The 13187-nt window shown below is 69.6% G+C and carries 15 protein-coding genes; 8 read left to right on the forward strand and 7 right to left on the reverse strand.

The features are described from left to right. Position 1: 1 nt before the first annotated feature. Positions 2 to 460 carry an Lrp/AsnC family transcriptional regulator gene (locus tag PVT71_RS08290; RefSeq protein WP_353473854.1) on the reverse strand — a complete coding sequence of 153 codons (459 nt, stop codon included), beginning with the start codon at positions 458 to 460 and terminating at the stop codon, positions 2 to 4. 88 nt (positions 461 to 548) lie between these two features. Between PVT71_RS08290 and PVT71_RS08295 the strand changes: the two genes are divergently transcribed. From PVT71_RS08295 to PVT71_RS08305, 3 genes are all read left to right on the forward strand, one after another. Beyond that, positions 549 to 1676 (forward strand): type III PLP-dependent enzyme, encoded by a 1128-nt coding sequence (locus tag PVT71_RS08295; protein WP_353471326.1) that lies wholly within the window; start codon positions 549 to 551, stop codon positions 1674 to 1676. 81 nt (positions 1677 to 1757) lie between these two features. Continuing rightward, entirely contained in the window at positions 1758 to 4049 is a 2292-nt protein-coding gene (locus tag PVT71_RS08300; protein ID WP_353471327.1) for a xanthine dehydrogenase family protein molybdopterin-binding subunit, read from the forward strand. Between the two features lie 238 nt (positions 4050 to 4287). Continuing rightward, positions 4288 to 4740: a CoA-binding protein gene (locus tag PVT71_RS08305; RefSeq protein WP_353471328.1), complete on the forward strand. Its 453-nt coding sequence runs from the start codon at positions 4288 to 4290 to the stop codon at positions 4738 to 4740. Between the two features lie 177 nt (positions 4741 to 4917). Here PVT71_RS08305 and PVT71_RS08310 read toward each other — a convergent pair whose 3' ends face one another. The 4 genes from PVT71_RS08310 to PVT71_RS08325 all read right to left on the reverse strand — a co-directional run bounded on the left by PVT71_RS08310 (position 4918) and on the right by PVT71_RS08325 (position 8346). Then, entirely contained in the window at positions 4918 to 5232 is a 315-nt protein-coding gene (locus PVT71_RS08310; RefSeq protein ID WP_353473856.1) for a phosphoribosyl-ATP diphosphatase, read from the reverse strand. A gap of 10 nt (positions 5233 to 5242) precedes the next feature. Next, positions 5243 to 6001, reverse strand: a complete 759-nt coding sequence (gene hisF / locus PVT71_RS08315; protein WP_194133920.1) for an imidazole glycerol phosphate synthase subunit HisF — start codon at positions 5999 to 6001, stop codon at positions 5243 to 5245. Between the two features lie 130 nt (positions 6002 to 6131). Next, positions 6132 to 7691: a bifunctional metallophosphatase/5'-nucleotidase gene (locus PVT71_RS08320; RefSeq protein ID WP_353471329.1), complete on the reverse strand. Its 1560-nt coding sequence runs from the start codon at positions 7689 to 7691 to the stop codon at positions 6132 to 6134. A gap of 61 nt (positions 7692 to 7752) precedes the next feature. Then, positions 7753 to 8346 carry a TetR/AcrR family transcriptional regulator gene (locus PVT71_RS08325; RefSeq protein ID WP_353471330.1) on the reverse strand — a complete coding sequence of 198 codons (594 nt, stop codon included), beginning with the start codon at positions 8344 to 8346 and terminating at the stop codon, positions 7753 to 7755. 124 nt (positions 8347 to 8470) lie between these two features. On the opposite strand from PVT71_RS08325, the gene PVT71_RS08330 reads away from it, so the two are divergent. The 5 genes from PVT71_RS08330 to PVT71_RS08350 all read left to right on the forward strand — a co-directional run bounded on the left by PVT71_RS08330 (position 8471) and on the right by PVT71_RS08350 (position 11609). Beyond that, positions 8471 to 8689, forward strand: coding sequence for a hypothetical protein (locus PVT71_RS08330; RefSeq protein WP_353471331.1), 219 nt, complete (start codon positions 8471 to 8473; stop codon positions 8687 to 8689). A 70-nt stretch (positions 8690 to 8759) separates the two neighbouring features. Beyond that, positions 8760 to 9101 (forward strand): DUF952 domain-containing protein, encoded by a 342-nt coding sequence (locus PVT71_RS08335; protein WP_353471332.1) that lies wholly within the window; start codon positions 8760 to 8762, stop codon positions 9099 to 9101. Beyond that, positions 9101 to 10159 carry a quinone-dependent dihydroorotate dehydrogenase gene (locus PVT71_RS08340; RefSeq protein WP_353473857.1) on the forward strand — a complete coding sequence of 353 codons (1059 nt, stop codon included), beginning with the start codon at positions 9101 to 9103 and terminating at the stop codon, positions 10157 to 10159. Before PVT71_RS08335 ends, PVT71_RS08340 begins: the two co-directional genes overlap by 1 nt. Then, positions 10156 to 10494, forward strand: coding sequence for an arsenate reductase (glutaredoxin) (gene arsC, locus PVT71_RS08345; RefSeq protein WP_353471333.1), 339 nt, complete (start codon positions 10156 to 10158; stop codon positions 10492 to 10494). Before PVT71_RS08340 ends, arsC begins: the two co-directional genes overlap by 4 nt. 11 nt (positions 10495 to 10505) lie before the next feature. Next, positions 10506 to 11609 (forward strand): class I SAM-dependent RNA methyltransferase, encoded by a 1104-nt coding sequence (locus PVT71_RS08350; protein ID WP_353471334.1) that lies wholly within the window; start codon positions 10506 to 10508, stop codon positions 11607 to 11609. Between the two features lie 66 nt (positions 11610 to 11675). Here PVT71_RS08350 and hisA read toward each other — a convergent pair whose 3' ends face one another. After that, positions 11676 to 12398, reverse strand: coding sequence for a 1-(5-phosphoribosyl)-5-[(5-phosphoribosylamino)methylideneamino]imidazole-4-carboxamide isomerase (gene hisA, locus PVT71_RS08355; RefSeq protein ID WP_353471335.1), 723 nt, complete (start codon positions 12396 to 12398; stop codon positions 11676 to 11678). Between the two features lie 93 nt (positions 12399 to 12491). Then, complete coding sequence (gene hisH, locus PVT71_RS08360; protein ID WP_353471336.1) at positions 12492 to 13127, reverse strand: imidazole glycerol phosphate synthase subunit HisH; 636 nt, start codon at positions 13125 to 13127, stop codon at positions 12492 to 12494. Positions 13128 to 13187: the final 60 nt, after the last annotated feature.

The raw sequence follows: 13187 nt of genomic DNA on the forward strand, positions 1-13187 counted from the left end.
GCTAGCCCGACCGGCTCAGCTTCGTGCTGAGGTGGATGAGGCTTTCCGAGCTCTTCACCCCGCGCGCCTCGGCGATCCTGTCGAGCGTGGCGTCGAGCTCCTCGGTGCTGCGCGCGCTCACCTGCACCAGCAGGTCGACCCGCCCCGAGGTAGTGTGCGCGGCCTCGACCGCGGGCATCTGGCGCAGCCGGGCCAGCACCTCGGGCTGGCTGCGCGGCTCGATGCACACCAGCACCGTCGCGCGGATCGGCGCCTTCAGCGCGGCGCCGCGGCGGAGGGTGAAGCCGGCGATGATGCCGCGCGCCAGCAGCCGGTCGATGCGCGCCTGCACCGTGGTACGCGCCAGCCCGAGCTTGCGCGCGAGATCGGCCACCGGCAGCCGCGCATCGGCCTCGAGCAGCGCGATGAGCTGGCGGTCCGTCTCGTCGATCTGAAGGGTCTTGTCGTCGATCTGTCGCATCATACCGTATAGTCTGCGCCATCTGCCACGCGGATCCGAGCGTTTTCTGCGCCATGCTGAAAAGAAAACCGACAGGAGGCAGTGACCCATGCGCATCGATCCCACCCTCGCCCCGACGCCGGAATCCTGGCTCGCGGCCAATGCGCCGGACGAGCCGGTGTTCTTCTTCCACCCGGCGCGGCTGATGCAGGTCGCGCGGGATTTCCTTGCCGGGTTTCCCGGGCTGGTGACCTACGCGGTCAAGGCCAACCCCGCTCCCGAGATGATCCGCACGCTGCATGCGGCGGGGATCAGCGCCTTCGACGTGGCCTCGCCCGCCGAGATGGAGCTCGTCCGCGCCCATGCGCCGGGCGCGGCGCTGCACTACCACAACCCGGTGCGCTCGGCGGAAGAGGTCGCCGCGGGGCTGCGGGCCGGGTGCGTGTCGTGGTCGGTGGACCGCCCGGCGGAACTCGCCAAGCTCGCGGGCCTGCCGCGGGGCACCGAGATCGCCGTGCGGCTGAAGCTTCCCGTTCCCGGAGCGGCCTATGACTTCGGCGCCAAGTTCGGCGCGACGCCAGAGCAGGCGGCGGCACTGCTGCGGCAGGTGGTGGCGATGGGCTTCACGCCCTCGCTCACCTTCCACCCCGGCACGCAATGCACCCGGCCCGAGCCCTGGGCGCGCTACATCGTCGAGGCCGCGGCGGTCGCGCGCTCGGCGGGAGTGACGCTGCACCGGCTGAACGTCGGCGGCGGCTTCCCCGCGCATCGCGACGCGGCCCGGCCCGACCTTCAGGGCATCTTCGACACCATCCGCGAGGCGACGCAGGGCGCCTTCGACGAAGCTCCGCTGCTGGTCTGCGAGCCCGGCCGGGCGCTGGCCGCCGAGGCGCTGACGCTGGCGACCCGGGTCAAGGGCGTGCATGACGAGGCGGTCTTCCTCAACGACGGCGTCTACGGCGGGCTCGCCGAGTGGCGCGACATCGCGCCGATGGACCGGGTGCGGGCGGTGGGCCGGCAGGGCGGGGCGCTGACGGGCGAGACCCTGCGCCGCGTGGTCTTCGGCCCGACCTGCGACAGCATCGACCGCCTGCCCGAGACCCTGCCGCTGCCCTCTGACCTGCAAGAAGGCGATTTCCTGCTCTTCGCGGGCATGGGTGCCTATTCTCGCGCCCTCGTGACCGGGTTCAACGGCTACGGCGTGCGCAAGGTGGTGGAAATCGAAAGTCAGGACTGAGATCACAGTCCCGGGTGCTGGACTCTGCCGCCGCGGCCTCTACAGTCGCGGCGAATACGCAGTCGCGGGAGGACCAGCCAGATGGAAAAATTCGGCAAGAGCCAGTCGTTCAAACGCAGCGAGGACGTGCGCTTCCTGACCGGGCATGGTCGCTACGTGGATGATATCGTTCCCGAAGGGGCGCTGCATGCCTACCTGCTGCGCTCGCCGGTCGCCCATGCGGTGATCGCCAAGCTCGACGTGTCTGATGCGCGCGAGATGCCGGGCGTGCACCTCGTGGCCACGGTCGAGGACCTGCTCGCCGCGGGGGTGAACATCTCGATGGACGGCACGGTGATCAAGAACCGTGACGGCAGCAAGGCGGCCGACCCGCTGCGCCCGATGCTCGCGCAGGGGCGTGTGCGCCACGTCGGCGAGCCGGTGGCGGTGATCGTCGCCGAGACGATGATCGAAGCGAAGGATGCCGCCGAGGCGATCGTCTTCGATTTCGAGGACCTGCCGGTGCACCTCGCGCTCGAGGCGGGCGGCGAGGCGATCCACGCCGAGGCCCCCGACAACCGCGCCTTCGACTACGGCATGGGCAACGAGGCCGAGACCGACGCCGCCTTCGCCGCCGCTGCCAAGGTGGTCTCGCTCGAGGTCGGCGACAACCGCGTCATCGTCAATGCCATGGAGCCGCGCGGCGCCTATGCCGAGTGGGACGGCGAGAAGCTGCACGTCGCCTTCAACGGCCAGGGTGTCTGGGAGGTCAAGTCCGAGCTGGCGCAGGCCTTCGGCCTCGAGGTCGAGCAGGTGCGGGTCACCAACCCCGATGTCGGCGGCGGCTTCGGCATGAAGGCCCCGAGCTACCCCGAGTATTTCGCCATCGCCTTCGCCGCGATGCAGCTCGGCAAGCCGGTGCGCTGGATGTCGGACCGCACCGAGGCGATGCTCTCGGACCACGCCGGGCGCGATCTCGTCACGCTGGCCGAGCTGGCCTTCGACGCGGACAACCGCATCCTCGGCTACCGCAACCACACCCGCTGCAACCTCGGCGCCTACAACTCGAACTTCGGGCAGGCGATCCAGACCGCGCTCTATGCCAAGGTGCTGACCGGCACCTATGACATCAAGGCCGCCTACATGCGGGTCGAGGGCTTCTACACCAACACCACGCAGGTCGACGCCTACCGCGGCGCCGGCCGCCCCGAGGCGATCTACACGCTCGAGCGGATCATGGACCGCGCCGCCCGCGAGCTCGGCGTGGACCCGAGCGAGCTGCGCCGGATCAACTTCGTGCAGGAGTTCCCCTACAAGACCGTCACCGGCGAGAATTACGACGTCGGCGACTTCTCCCGCGTGCTCGGCCATGCCGAGGCGGATGCCGACATCGCGGGCTACGCCGCGCGCAAGGCCGCCTCCGAGGCGCAGGGCAAGCTGCGCGGGCTTGGCCTCTGCTACTACATCGAGAGCATCCTCGGCGATCCGGCCGAGGACGTGAAGGTCGAGTTCAACGAGGACGGCGGCGCCACGATCTACGTCGGCACCCAGTCGAACGGGCAGGGGCACGAGACGGTCTTCGCCAAGTTCCTGTCGGACCACACGGGCATCCCGGTCGAGAAGATCACCTTCGTGCAGGGCGACAGCGACCGCATCCCGCGCGGCGGCGGCACCGGCGGCTCGCGCTCGGTGACCACGCAGGCGACGGTGACGCTGACCGCGGTGCGCGACATGATCGCGGGCTTCTCGGAATTCCTCGCCGGCGAGATGGGCGTCGATCCCGACGAGGTGCGATTCGACGACGAGCAGTTCCGCGCCGACGGATCGAACCTGCATCCGACCATGCTCGAGGCCGCGGCCATGGCCCGCGCGAAGGGCCGCGACGACCTGCTGAGCTGGTCCGCCCGCACTGCGATCGACGCCCGCTCCTACCCCAACGGCGCGCATTTCTGCGAGGTCGAGATCGACCCCGAGACCGGCGTCACGCAGGTGGTGAAATACACGGTGGTCGACGATTTCGGCAATCTCATCAACCCGATGCTGGCCGAGGGCCAGGTCCATGGCGGGGTGGTGCAGGGGCTGGGCCAGGCGCTGACCGAGCACACGGTCTTCGACGAGGACGGCCAGCTCCTGACCGCCACCTTCATGGATTACGCCATGCCGCGCGCCAAGGATTCGCCCTGGATCGCCTTCGACGTCGAACCCGTGCCCTCCACCGGCAACCCGATGGGGATGAAAGGCTGCGGCGAGGCAGGGACCGTCGGCTCGATGGCTGCCGTGTCGAACGCCGTGCAGGACGCGCTGTGGGAGAAGGGGATTCGCCAGGCCGACATGCCCTTCACCCCGCACCGGGTCTGGCAGATGCTGAACGGTGTGGCGCTGGCGGCGGAGTGAGGCCGCCAGCACGTGACGCGAGGAAGGTCAAGATTTTTTCATCACATGATCGCGAGGGGTCTTCAATCTGTGGCATTTTCGCCTAACTCTGGTGCAGAGGCGCGGATCTGGAACCTCCGCGACCCCTTCACTGTCCCTCGTTCCGTAACTGCGTCCGGGTTTTCCCGGACGCTTTTTCTTTCCGCGGGAGGCGCCGCGGCGGCTTCCTCTTCCCGCGGCGCTGTGACAGGCTGAACGCATGAGCTATTCCGACGCATTCCTCAAAGACATCCTGACGCGGACCCGGGTGATCGCCGTGGTCGGCATCTCGACCAACCCCGTGCGACCGAGCCATTACGTCTCGCGCTTCCTGCACCAGCGCGGCTACCGGATCATCCCGGTGAACCCGGCGCATGTCGGCCAGACCCTCTTCGGCGAGGAGTTCCGCGCGGGGCTCTCCGAGATCGACGCGCCGGTCGACATGGTCGACATCTTCCGCCGCCACGACGCGGTGCCCTCGGTGGTCGGCGCGGCCCTGTCGCACCTGCCGCAGCTGCGCACCATCTGGATGCAGCTCGGCGTGGAACATGCCGAGGCCGCTGCGAAGGCGCAGGCGAAGGGCATCGACGTGGTGCAGGACCGCTGCACCAAGATCGAGTACGAACGGCTGCTGGGTGCCGGCGTGCCGCTGGCCGAGGTCATCGGCGGCTGACCCTGTCCCGGGGGCGCTGCCCCCGCCACGCCGGGCGCGCCTCCGCAGGACTGTTCCGCCCGCGGCAAGACCCGCCGCCGCGCCGGGCAGGGGCGGCATGTCCGATCTTCTTCTCTTGAAAAATACGCCGGGGGTGAGCCGCGCAGCGGCGAGGGGGCAGCGCCCCCTCTCTTCGGCTCAGCCCTTGGGGCGCGCGGCCTTCTCGGCGATGCCGGACTGGCCCTGCCGGCGTTCGAGCTCGGCCATCACCTCGGCCAGCGGCAACTCGCGCGCGCGCAGCATGACGAGGAAGTGGAAGAGCACGTCGGCGGCCTCGGAGGCAAGTTTCTCGCGATCGCCCTTCACCGCTTCGATGATGGCCTCGATCGCTTCCTCGCCGAACTTCTCGGCGCATTTCTCCGGGCCCTTGGCGAGCAGCTTGGCGGTCCAGCTCTCGTCGGGCGAGGCGGCGGCGCGGGCGGCGACGATCTCTTCGAGCTTTTCGAGGGACATGCCGGTCATCTCAGAGCCTCACGGGAACGCCGGCCGCGGCCATGTGCGCCTTGGCCTCGGCAATGGTGTAGGTGCCGAAGTGGAAGATCGAGGCGGCGAGCACCGCCGAGGCATGGCCCTCGGTCACGCCCTCGACCAGGTGGTCGAGCGTGCCGACGCCGCCCGAGGCGATCACCGGGATCGGCACCGCGTCGGCGATGGCGCGGGTGAGCGGCAGGTTGAAGCCCGCCTTGGTGCCGTCGCGGTCCATCGAGGTCAGCAGGATTTCCCCGGCGCCCTTGCGCGCCATGGTGATCGCGAACTCGACCGCGTCGATGCCGGTGGCGCGGCGACCGCCATGGGTGAAGATCTCCCAGCGGCCGGGCTCGACGGTCTTCGCGTCGATGGCGCAGACGATGCACTGGCTGCCGAAGTGGTCGGCGGCCTCGGCCACGACGTCGGGATTGGCGACGGCGGCGGAGTTGAACGAGACCTTGTCGGCCCCGGCCAGCAGCAGCGCCCGCACATCGGCGACGGTGCGCACGCCCCCGCCCACGGTGAGCGGGATGAAGCACTGCTCGGCGGTGCGGGTCACCACGTCGAACATCGTGCCGCGGTTTTCATGCGTGGCGTGGATGTCGAGGAAGCAGATCTCGTCGGCGCCGGCGGCGTCATAGGCTCGGGCGGCGTCGACCGGGTCGCCCGCATCGCGCAGGTCGACGAAGTTGACGCCCTTGACCACGCGGCCATCGGCCACGTCGAGGCAGGGGATGATGCGCGTCTTCAGCATGGGGACCTGATAGTGCGGAATTTCCCCGGGGGGAAGAGGATGTTGCGGCCCCGTTTTCCGGAAGGGTGCCGAACGGAAGGGGGCGCGCCGTTGCCGGCGCGCCCCCTGTTCGTGGCCGAGGCCGGGCGGATCACTCCTTCACGGTGATCCGGCCGTCGGTGTAGGGCGTGTAGGGCGTGCCGGCGGCGATGAACTCGGCCGTCACGTCGGCGAGGTCGGGGCCGAAGTCGTAGGCCTTCTCGGCGGTGGTGAACATCGCATAGCCGTCACCGCCGTTGCGCACGAAGTTGTTCGACACGACGCCGTAGGTCTTGGCCTCGTCCAGCGCGGCGGCGCCGACCATCACGTCCGAGATGCGGCTGCCGACCTCGGCCGAGGGGGTCACGGTGAAGCTGATCCCCGAGACCTGCGGGAAGCGGCCGCCGCCTTCCTCCATCTGGCTGACGCCGTTCTCCAGCGCTTCCTTGATGACCGCGCCGGTGACCTGGAAGGTCGAGAGCGTGTTCTGGAAGGGCAGCACGGTCAGCACCTCGCCCATGGTCACCTCGCCCGCGTCGATCGAGGCGCGCAGCCCGCCGCCGTTGGTGATGGCAAGGTCGATGCCCTGGTCCTTGACCCGGTCGAGCATGGCGTCGGCCACGAGGTTGCCCATCGGGCACTCCTCGGCGCGGCACATGTCGCGGTTGCCGTTGATCTCGTCGGTGGATTCGCCGATGACCTTGTTGCGGATCTCGTCGAGCGGCTTCGCGGCCTCCGAGATGCGCTCCTTGGTGGCGGCGTCCTCGGTCACGGCGGCGTCGAGGATGAGCGGCGCGCCCGAGGCCTCGGTGATGTTGCCCGCGTCGTCGAAGGTCACCTTCAGCTCGCCCAGGAACTTGCCGTAGGCATAGGCCGAGACGATGGCCGTGTCCTTGACCATGGTCGGGTAGGGGCCCTCGGCGCCGTCCATGTCACCGAGCAGCGTGTTGGAGTGGCCGCCGACGATCACGTCGACGCCGGTGGTCTCCTCGGCGATGCGCAGGTCGACGTGGTAGCCCGAGTGCGAGAGCACGACGATCTTGTTCACCCCCTCGGCGGTCAGCGCGTCGACCTCGGCCTGGACCGAATCGACCGGGTCGGTGAAGACGACGTTCTTGCCGGGGCTCGAGAGCTCGTCGGTGTCGACCGGCGTCAGGCCGATGAGGCCGATCTTCTGGCCGTCCTTCTCGATGATCGTGGATTTCTTGATCGCGCCCTTGAGCAGCTCCTCGCCGGTAAGGTCGGCGTTCGACATGAGCACGGGGAATTTCACCGAGTCGACGAAGCCGCGCAGCACCTCGGGGCCGTCGTCGAACTCGTGGTTGCCCACGGTCATCGCGTCGTAGCCCATCTGGTTCATCATCTCGGCGGCGAGCTTGCCCTTGTAGTAGGTGTAGAAGAGCGAGCCCTGGAACTGGTCGCCGCCATCCACCAGCAGGTAGTTGCCGGCGCGGGCCTTGGCCTCGGTGATCGCGGTCTGCAGGCGCGGCGAGCCGCCGAAGCACTTGCCCTCCGCGTTGTCCGCCTCGCCGCAGGTGGAATCGTACTTGCTGATCGGCTCGAAGCGCGCGTGGAAGTCGTTGGTGTGCAGGATGGTGATCGAATAGTCCGCGCTGGCTGCGCCGGCGGTCAGGGCGAGCGCTGCGGCGCCGGTCAGAAGACGAAGCGACATCTGGAATCCTCTCTGTCGGGTTTTTCTTATCTGCCGATCCTGCAACGGGTCTTCCCTTGAGTCAAAGCACGGGAGGTGAAGTTTTCACGGCAATCCAGCCTTGGCACAGAACGCGGGCAAGTATCTGGGGATCATCGTCTATTCCGCCCGAGAGCAGTTTGAACCAGAGCGTCGCGATGACGGAGTCGGCAAGCCGGGCAGGGGGCAGGCCGGGCGCCAGCTCGCTGCGGGCGCCGGCGCGGGCGATCACCGTCTCGAGCCCGGCGCGCCGTTCGAGGCGGAACTCGGCCAGCGCCTCGGCCACGTCCGGCTCGGCCTGCGCCGCGGCGATGATCGAGCGGAACACCTGCCCGGTCTCGCCCTGCCAATGCGCGAAGACCTGCGCGAAGACCGCCGCGAGATCGCCCTCGAGCGTGCCGGTGTCGGCGTAGGCATCGACCGGCTTGCGGCGCCGGTAGAGCGCCAGCAGCAGCGCGCCGCGGGTGGGCCACCAGCGGTAGAGCGTCGCCTTGCCGGCGCGGGCGCGTTTCGCCACCGCCTCCATGCGCAGCCCGGCGATGCCCGCCTCGGAGAGGATCTCGGCGGCGGCATCCAGCACGGCGGCTTCCGTCTGGGGGTTGCGGCGGGCGCCGATGGAGGCGCGCTTTTCGGTCATGTCCTTGGCTCCGGGGCGGATTGCAGGGGCTGCGACCGGCATAGCGCTTTACAGCCGCGCGCACCAAGCGTTATGAAACGAAACGTATCGTTCCGATATGCCCCCCCCGACACTGGAGACAGCCATGACACCCCCGTCGCGTCCTCCCTCGCGCCCGCGTCTCGCCCTCTTCGTCTTTCTCGCCGTCTATCCGCTGGTGACGCTGCTGCTCTACCTCATCGGCCCGGTGACGGCGGAGTGGGAACTCTGGCAACGCAACCTGCTCTTCGTGCCGATCATGGTGGTGGCGATGGTCTGGGTGATCATCCCGCGCATCCACCGCCATCTCGGCCGCTGGCTCTGAGCGCGCTTTCGCCCGGCCGCACCTGACGGCGGGGATTGACCGGAACGGGGTTCCACGGCATCAGCCGTTCATGCTGATCTACAAAATCCTCCGGGCCGACGAATGGGCGGCGTTGCAGGCGCAGGGCGAGACCGCCGGCGCCCCGATCGACGTGGCCGACGGCTACATCCACTTCTCCACCGCCGAGCAGGTGCGCGAGACGGCGGCGAAGCATTTCGCCGGTGTCGAGGGGCTGCAGCTCCTGTGCTACGAGGTCGAGGATTTCGGCGACAGGATCACCTGGGAGCCCTCGCGCGGCGGGGCGCTGTTCCCGCATCTCTATTCCGCGCTGCCGCTGGCCGGGATACTATGGTCGCGGCCGCTGCCGCTCGGCAGCGCCGGGGCGCACGTGTTTCCGGACGATCTGGCATGATGAGATTCATCGAGAAGATGGGACTGCCGCTGTTCCACAAGTTCGACCCCGAGCAGGCGCACGGGCTGGCGATCATGGCGCTGAAGATGGGCCTTGCCCCGGCGCCGGGCCTCGTCACCTCGGACCGCCTGCGCTGCGAGCTGGCGGGGCTGGCGCTGCCCAACCCGATCGGCCTCGCGGCGGGGTTCGACAAGAACGCCTCGGCGCTGCAGGGCCTTGCGCGCGCGGGCTTCGGCTTCGTCGAGGTCGGCGCGGTGACGCCCCGCCCGCAGCCGGGCAATCCCAAGCCGCGGCTCTTCCGCCTGACCGAGGACCGCGCGGTGATCAACCGCTTCGGCTTCAACAACGAGGGCATGGAGGTCGCGGCGCAGCGCCTTGCGCAGCGTCCGCGCGGCATGGTGCTGGGTCTCAACCTCGGTGCCAACAAGGACAGCGAGGACCGCGCGGCGGATTTCGCCAAGGTGCTGACGCGCTGCGGCGAGCACCTCGACTTCGCCACCGTCAATGTCAGCTCGCCCAACACCGAGCGGCTGCGGGACCTGCAGGGCAAGGACGCGCTGACCGCGCTGCTCGGCGGGGTGATGGAGGCGCGGGCGCGGCTCGACGACCGCATCCCCGTCTTCCTCAAGATCGCGCCCGATCTCGACGAGCAGGGGCTGAAGGACGTGGCCGAGGTCGCCATGGCCTCGAAGGTCGACGCGGTGATCGCCACCAACACCACCCTCTCGCGCGAGGGGCTGAGCTCGCCCTTCGCCTCCGAGGCGGGGGGCATGTCGGGCCGTCCGCTCTTCGAGAAATCCACCCGCGTGCTGGCCAGGCTCTCGGAGCTGACCGGGGGCCAGATGCCGCTGGTCGGCGTCGGCGGCATCGGCTCGGCCGAGCAGGCCTTCCAGAAGATCCGTGCCGGCGCCTCGGCGGTGCAGCTCTACTCGGCGCTGGTCTACGGCGGGCTCTCGCTGGTGCAGGAGATCGCCGAGGGGCTCGACGCGATCCTCGCGCGCGAGGGTTTCGCCTCGGTCGAGGAGGCCGTGGGCACCGGGCGGGGCGACTGGACATGATCCTCTGGCACAACCCGCGCTGCAGCAAGTCGCGCGAGGCGCTGGCGCTGCTGCAGGGCAAGGGCGTCGAGCCCGAAGTGCGGCGCTACCTCGAGGACGCGCCCAGCCTTGACGAGCTGAAGGCGGCGCAGGCCGCGCTCGGCCTCCCCGCGATCAAGATGGTCCGCGTGAAGGAGCCCGAGTTCGCGGCGGCGGGCCTGTCGAAGGACAGCGACGACGAAACCCTGCTGCGCGCCATGGCCGAGGTGCCGAAGCTGATCGAGCGCCCCATCGCCTTCGCGGCGACCCGCGCGGTGATCGGCCGCCCGCCCGAGCGCGTGCTCGACCTGCTCTGACGGGACATGTGATGGACAAGACATTCGAGATCTTCCTGGCCTGCGCGCCGGGGCTGGAGCCCGTGCTGGTGGCCGAGGCCAAGTCGCTCGGCTTCGGCCCGCTGAAGCCCGAGCAGGGCGGCGTCAGCTTCCAGGGCGGCTGGCCCGAGGTGGCGCGCGCCAACCTCGAGCTGCGCGGCGCGGCGCGGGTGCTGGCCCGCATCGGCGGCTTCCCGGCGGTGCACCTCGCGCAGCTCGACAAGCGCTCGCGCAAGTTCCCCTGGGCCGAGGTGCTGCGCCCCGACGTGCCGGTGAAGGTCGAGGCGCTGAGCCGCAAGTCGAAGATCTACCACGCCGGCGCCGCGAAGGAGCGCATCGAGCGGGCAATCACCGAGGAACTGGGCGCGCCGCTCGCCGACGACGGCGTGCGCATCCTCGCGCGGATCGAGGACAACATGGTTTCGTTCTCCGTCGACACCTCCGGCCAGCCGCTGCACCGGCGCGGGTTGAAGCAGGCGGTCAGCAAGGCGCCGATGCGCGAGACGCTGGCCTCGCTCTTCCTGCGCGCCTGCGGCTATGACGGGATCGAGCCTGTGCTCGACCCGATGTGCGGCTCGGGCACCTTCCCGATCGAGGCCGCCGAGATCGCCGCCGGGCTGCTGCCCGGCCGGGCGCGCGCCTTCGATTTCGAGCGGCTGGCGGTGTTCTCCCCCGCCGAGCTGAAGGGGCTGAAGCGCCAGGAGCCGCTGCGCACCCCGTCGTCGCGCTACTACGGCTCGGACCGCGACGCGGGCGCGGTGCGCTTTGCCACCGAGAACGCCGCGCGCGCCGGGGTCACCGACTGGACCCGCTTCGAATGCCGCCCGGTGAGCGAGCTCGAACGCCCCGACGGACCGCCCGGCCTCGTCATGGTGAACCCGCCCTACGGCGCCCGGATCGGCGAGAAGGGCCCGCTGCACGCGCTGCACGCCTCGCTCGGCTCGGTGCTGAAAGAAAGGTTCGGAGGCTGGCGCGTCGGCATCATCACCACCGAGCCGGGGCTCGCCAAGGCGACCGGCCTGCGCTTCCTGCCGACCGGCGCGCCGGTGGCGCATGGCAGCCTCAAGGTGAAGCTCTACCGCACCGAGCCGCTCTGAGCCGGGACAATGCAAGAAGGGCCGCCCTTGGGGCGGCCCTTTCGCTTTTGGGGGTGTCGCGCCGGATCAGCCCTTGAGGGCGACCAGCGCCTCTTTCAGGTCGATCGCGCCATCGTAGAGCGCCCGGCCCGAGATCGCGCCGTTGAGCGCAGCGCCACAGTCGCGCAGGGCGATGAGGTCGGCCAGCTTCGACACGCCGCCCGAGGCGATCACGGGGATCGACACGGCGCGTGCCATGGCGGCGGTGTACTCGATGTTGGGCCCCTGCATCGCGCCGTCGCGGTTGATGTCGGTGTAGATGATCGCCGCGACGCCATCGTCCTCGAAGCTGCGTGCGAGGTCGACCGCGTCGACGTCGGTCACCTCGGCCCAGCCCTTGGTCGCCACGCGCCCGTCGCGCGCGTCGATGCCCACGGCGACCTTGCCGGGGAAGGCCCTGGCGGCCTCGCGCACCAGCGCCGGGTTCTCCACCGCCACGGTGCCGAGGATGACCCGGGCGAGCCCCTTGTCGAGCCAGCGCTCGATCGTCGCCATGTCGCGAATGCCGCCGCCGAGCTGCGCCGGCACCTTGGTGCGCGCGAGGATCGCCTCGACCGCCGCGGCGTTCACCGGCTCGCCGGCAAAGGCGCCGTTGAGGTCGACGAGGTGCAGCCAGTCGCAGCCCGCCTCGACGAACTCCATCGCCTGCGCGGCGGGATCGTCGTTGAAGACCGTGGCCTTCTCCATGTCGCCGCGCAGCAGGCGCACGGCCTTGCCGTCCTTGAGGTCGATGGCGGGGTAGAGGATCATGGCGCGGCTCCCGAAATCAGTGTCGGCCCCCTATAGCCGCGAGCGACCGCGCTTTGCAATCCGCGCGCTGCCGCCGCGTGAGGCGAGGGGCGCTCAGGGCGCCCAGGTCAGGAAGTTGCCGATCATCCGCAGCCCGGTCTCGGCGCTCTTCTCGGGGTGGAACTGGAAGCCCAGCATGTTGTCCTGCCCGACGATGGCGGTGACCGTGCCGCCGTAGTCCACATGCGCCAGCCGGTGCTCGGGGGTGAGCATGCGCATCTGGTAGGAGTGCACGAAATAGGCGTGATCGCCGCTCTCCACCCCGTCCAGCACCGGGTGGGCGCGGTCGATCACCAGTTCGTTCCAGCCCATGTGCGGCACCTTCAGCGAGGTGTCGTCGGGCAGGATCTTCTCGACCTCGCCATCGACCCAGCCGAGCCCCTGCGTCTCCTCGTACTCGTAGCCCACCCGCGCCATCAGCTGCATGCCGACGCAGATGCCGAGGAAGGGCCGGCCCTTGACCGTCACCGCCTCGACCATGGCCTCGAAACAGCCCGAGTGGCGCAGCGCCCGGGCGCAGGCAGGGAAGGCGCCGTCGCCGGGCAGCACCAGCCGGTCGGCGCGGGCCACCACCTCGGGCGCGTCGGTCACCACGACCTCGCCCGCGCCGAGCTCCCGCGCCATGCGCTGGAAGGCCTTCTCGGCGGAATGCAGGTTGCCGCTCTCGTAGTCGATGATCGCCGTCAGCATGGATCCCACCTTTCCGGGCCGGATCGGTCCGGCCCCCTTTTCATCTTTCCGCAAATACTC

This window comes from Salipiger sp. H15, from assembly GCF_040409955.1.
Classification (GTDB): domain Bacteria; phylum Pseudomonadota; class Alphaproteobacteria; order Rhodobacterales; family Rhodobacteraceae; genus Salipiger.

Coding starts and splice junctions, on each gene's coding strand:
- PVT71_RS08290 (WP_353473854.1), bottom strand. CDS start 460: ATGCGACAGATCGACGACAAGACCCTTCAGATCGACGAGACGGACCGC.
- PVT71_RS08295 (WP_353471326.1), top strand. CDS start 549: ATGCGCATCGATCCCACCCTCGCCCCGACGCCGGAATCCTGGCTCGCG.
- PVT71_RS08300 (WP_353471327.1), top strand. CDS start 1,758: ATGGAAAAATTCGGCAAGAGCCAGTCGTTCAAACGCAGCGAGGACGTG.
- PVT71_RS08305 (WP_353471328.1), top strand. CDS start 4,288: ATGAGCTATTCCGACGCATTCCTCAAAGACATCCTGACGCGGACCCGG.
- PVT71_RS08310 (WP_353473856.1), bottom strand. CDS start 5,232: ATGTCCCTCGAAAAGCTCGAAGAGATCGTCGCCGCCCGCGCCGCCGCC.
- hisF (WP_194133920.1), bottom strand. CDS start 6,001: ATGCTGAAGACGCGCATCATCCCCTGCCTCGACGTGGCCGATGGCCGC.
- PVT71_RS08320 (WP_353471329.1), bottom strand. CDS start 7,691: ATGTCGCTTCGTCTTCTGACCGGCGCCGCAGCGCTCGCCCTGACCGCC.
- PVT71_RS08325 (WP_353471330.1), bottom strand. CDS start 8,346: ATGACCGAAAAGCGCGCCTCCATCGGCGCCCGCCGCAACCCCCAGACG.
- PVT71_RS08330 (WP_353471331.1), top strand. CDS start 8,471: ATGACACCCCCGTCGCGTCCTCCCTCGCGCCCGCGTCTCGCCCTCTTC.
- PVT71_RS08335 (WP_353471332.1), top strand. CDS start 8,760: ATGCTGATCTACAAAATCCTCCGGGCCGACGAATGGGCGGCGTTGCAG.
- PVT71_RS08340 (WP_353473857.1), top strand. CDS start 9,101: ATGAGATTCATCGAGAAGATGGGACTGCCGCTGTTCCACAAGTTCGAC.
- arsC (WP_353471333.1), top strand. CDS start 10,156: ATGATCCTCTGGCACAACCCGCGCTGCAGCAAGTCGCGCGAGGCGCTG.
- PVT71_RS08350 (WP_353471334.1), top strand. CDS start 10,506: ATGGACAAGACATTCGAGATCTTCCTGGCCTGCGCGCCGGGGCTGGAG.
- hisA (WP_353471335.1), bottom strand. CDS start 12,398: ATGATCCTCTACCCCGCCATCGACCTCAAGGACGGCAAGGCCGTGCGC.
- hisH (WP_353471336.1), bottom strand. CDS start 13,127: ATGCTGACGGCGATCATCGACTACGAGAGCGGCAACCTGCATTCCGCC.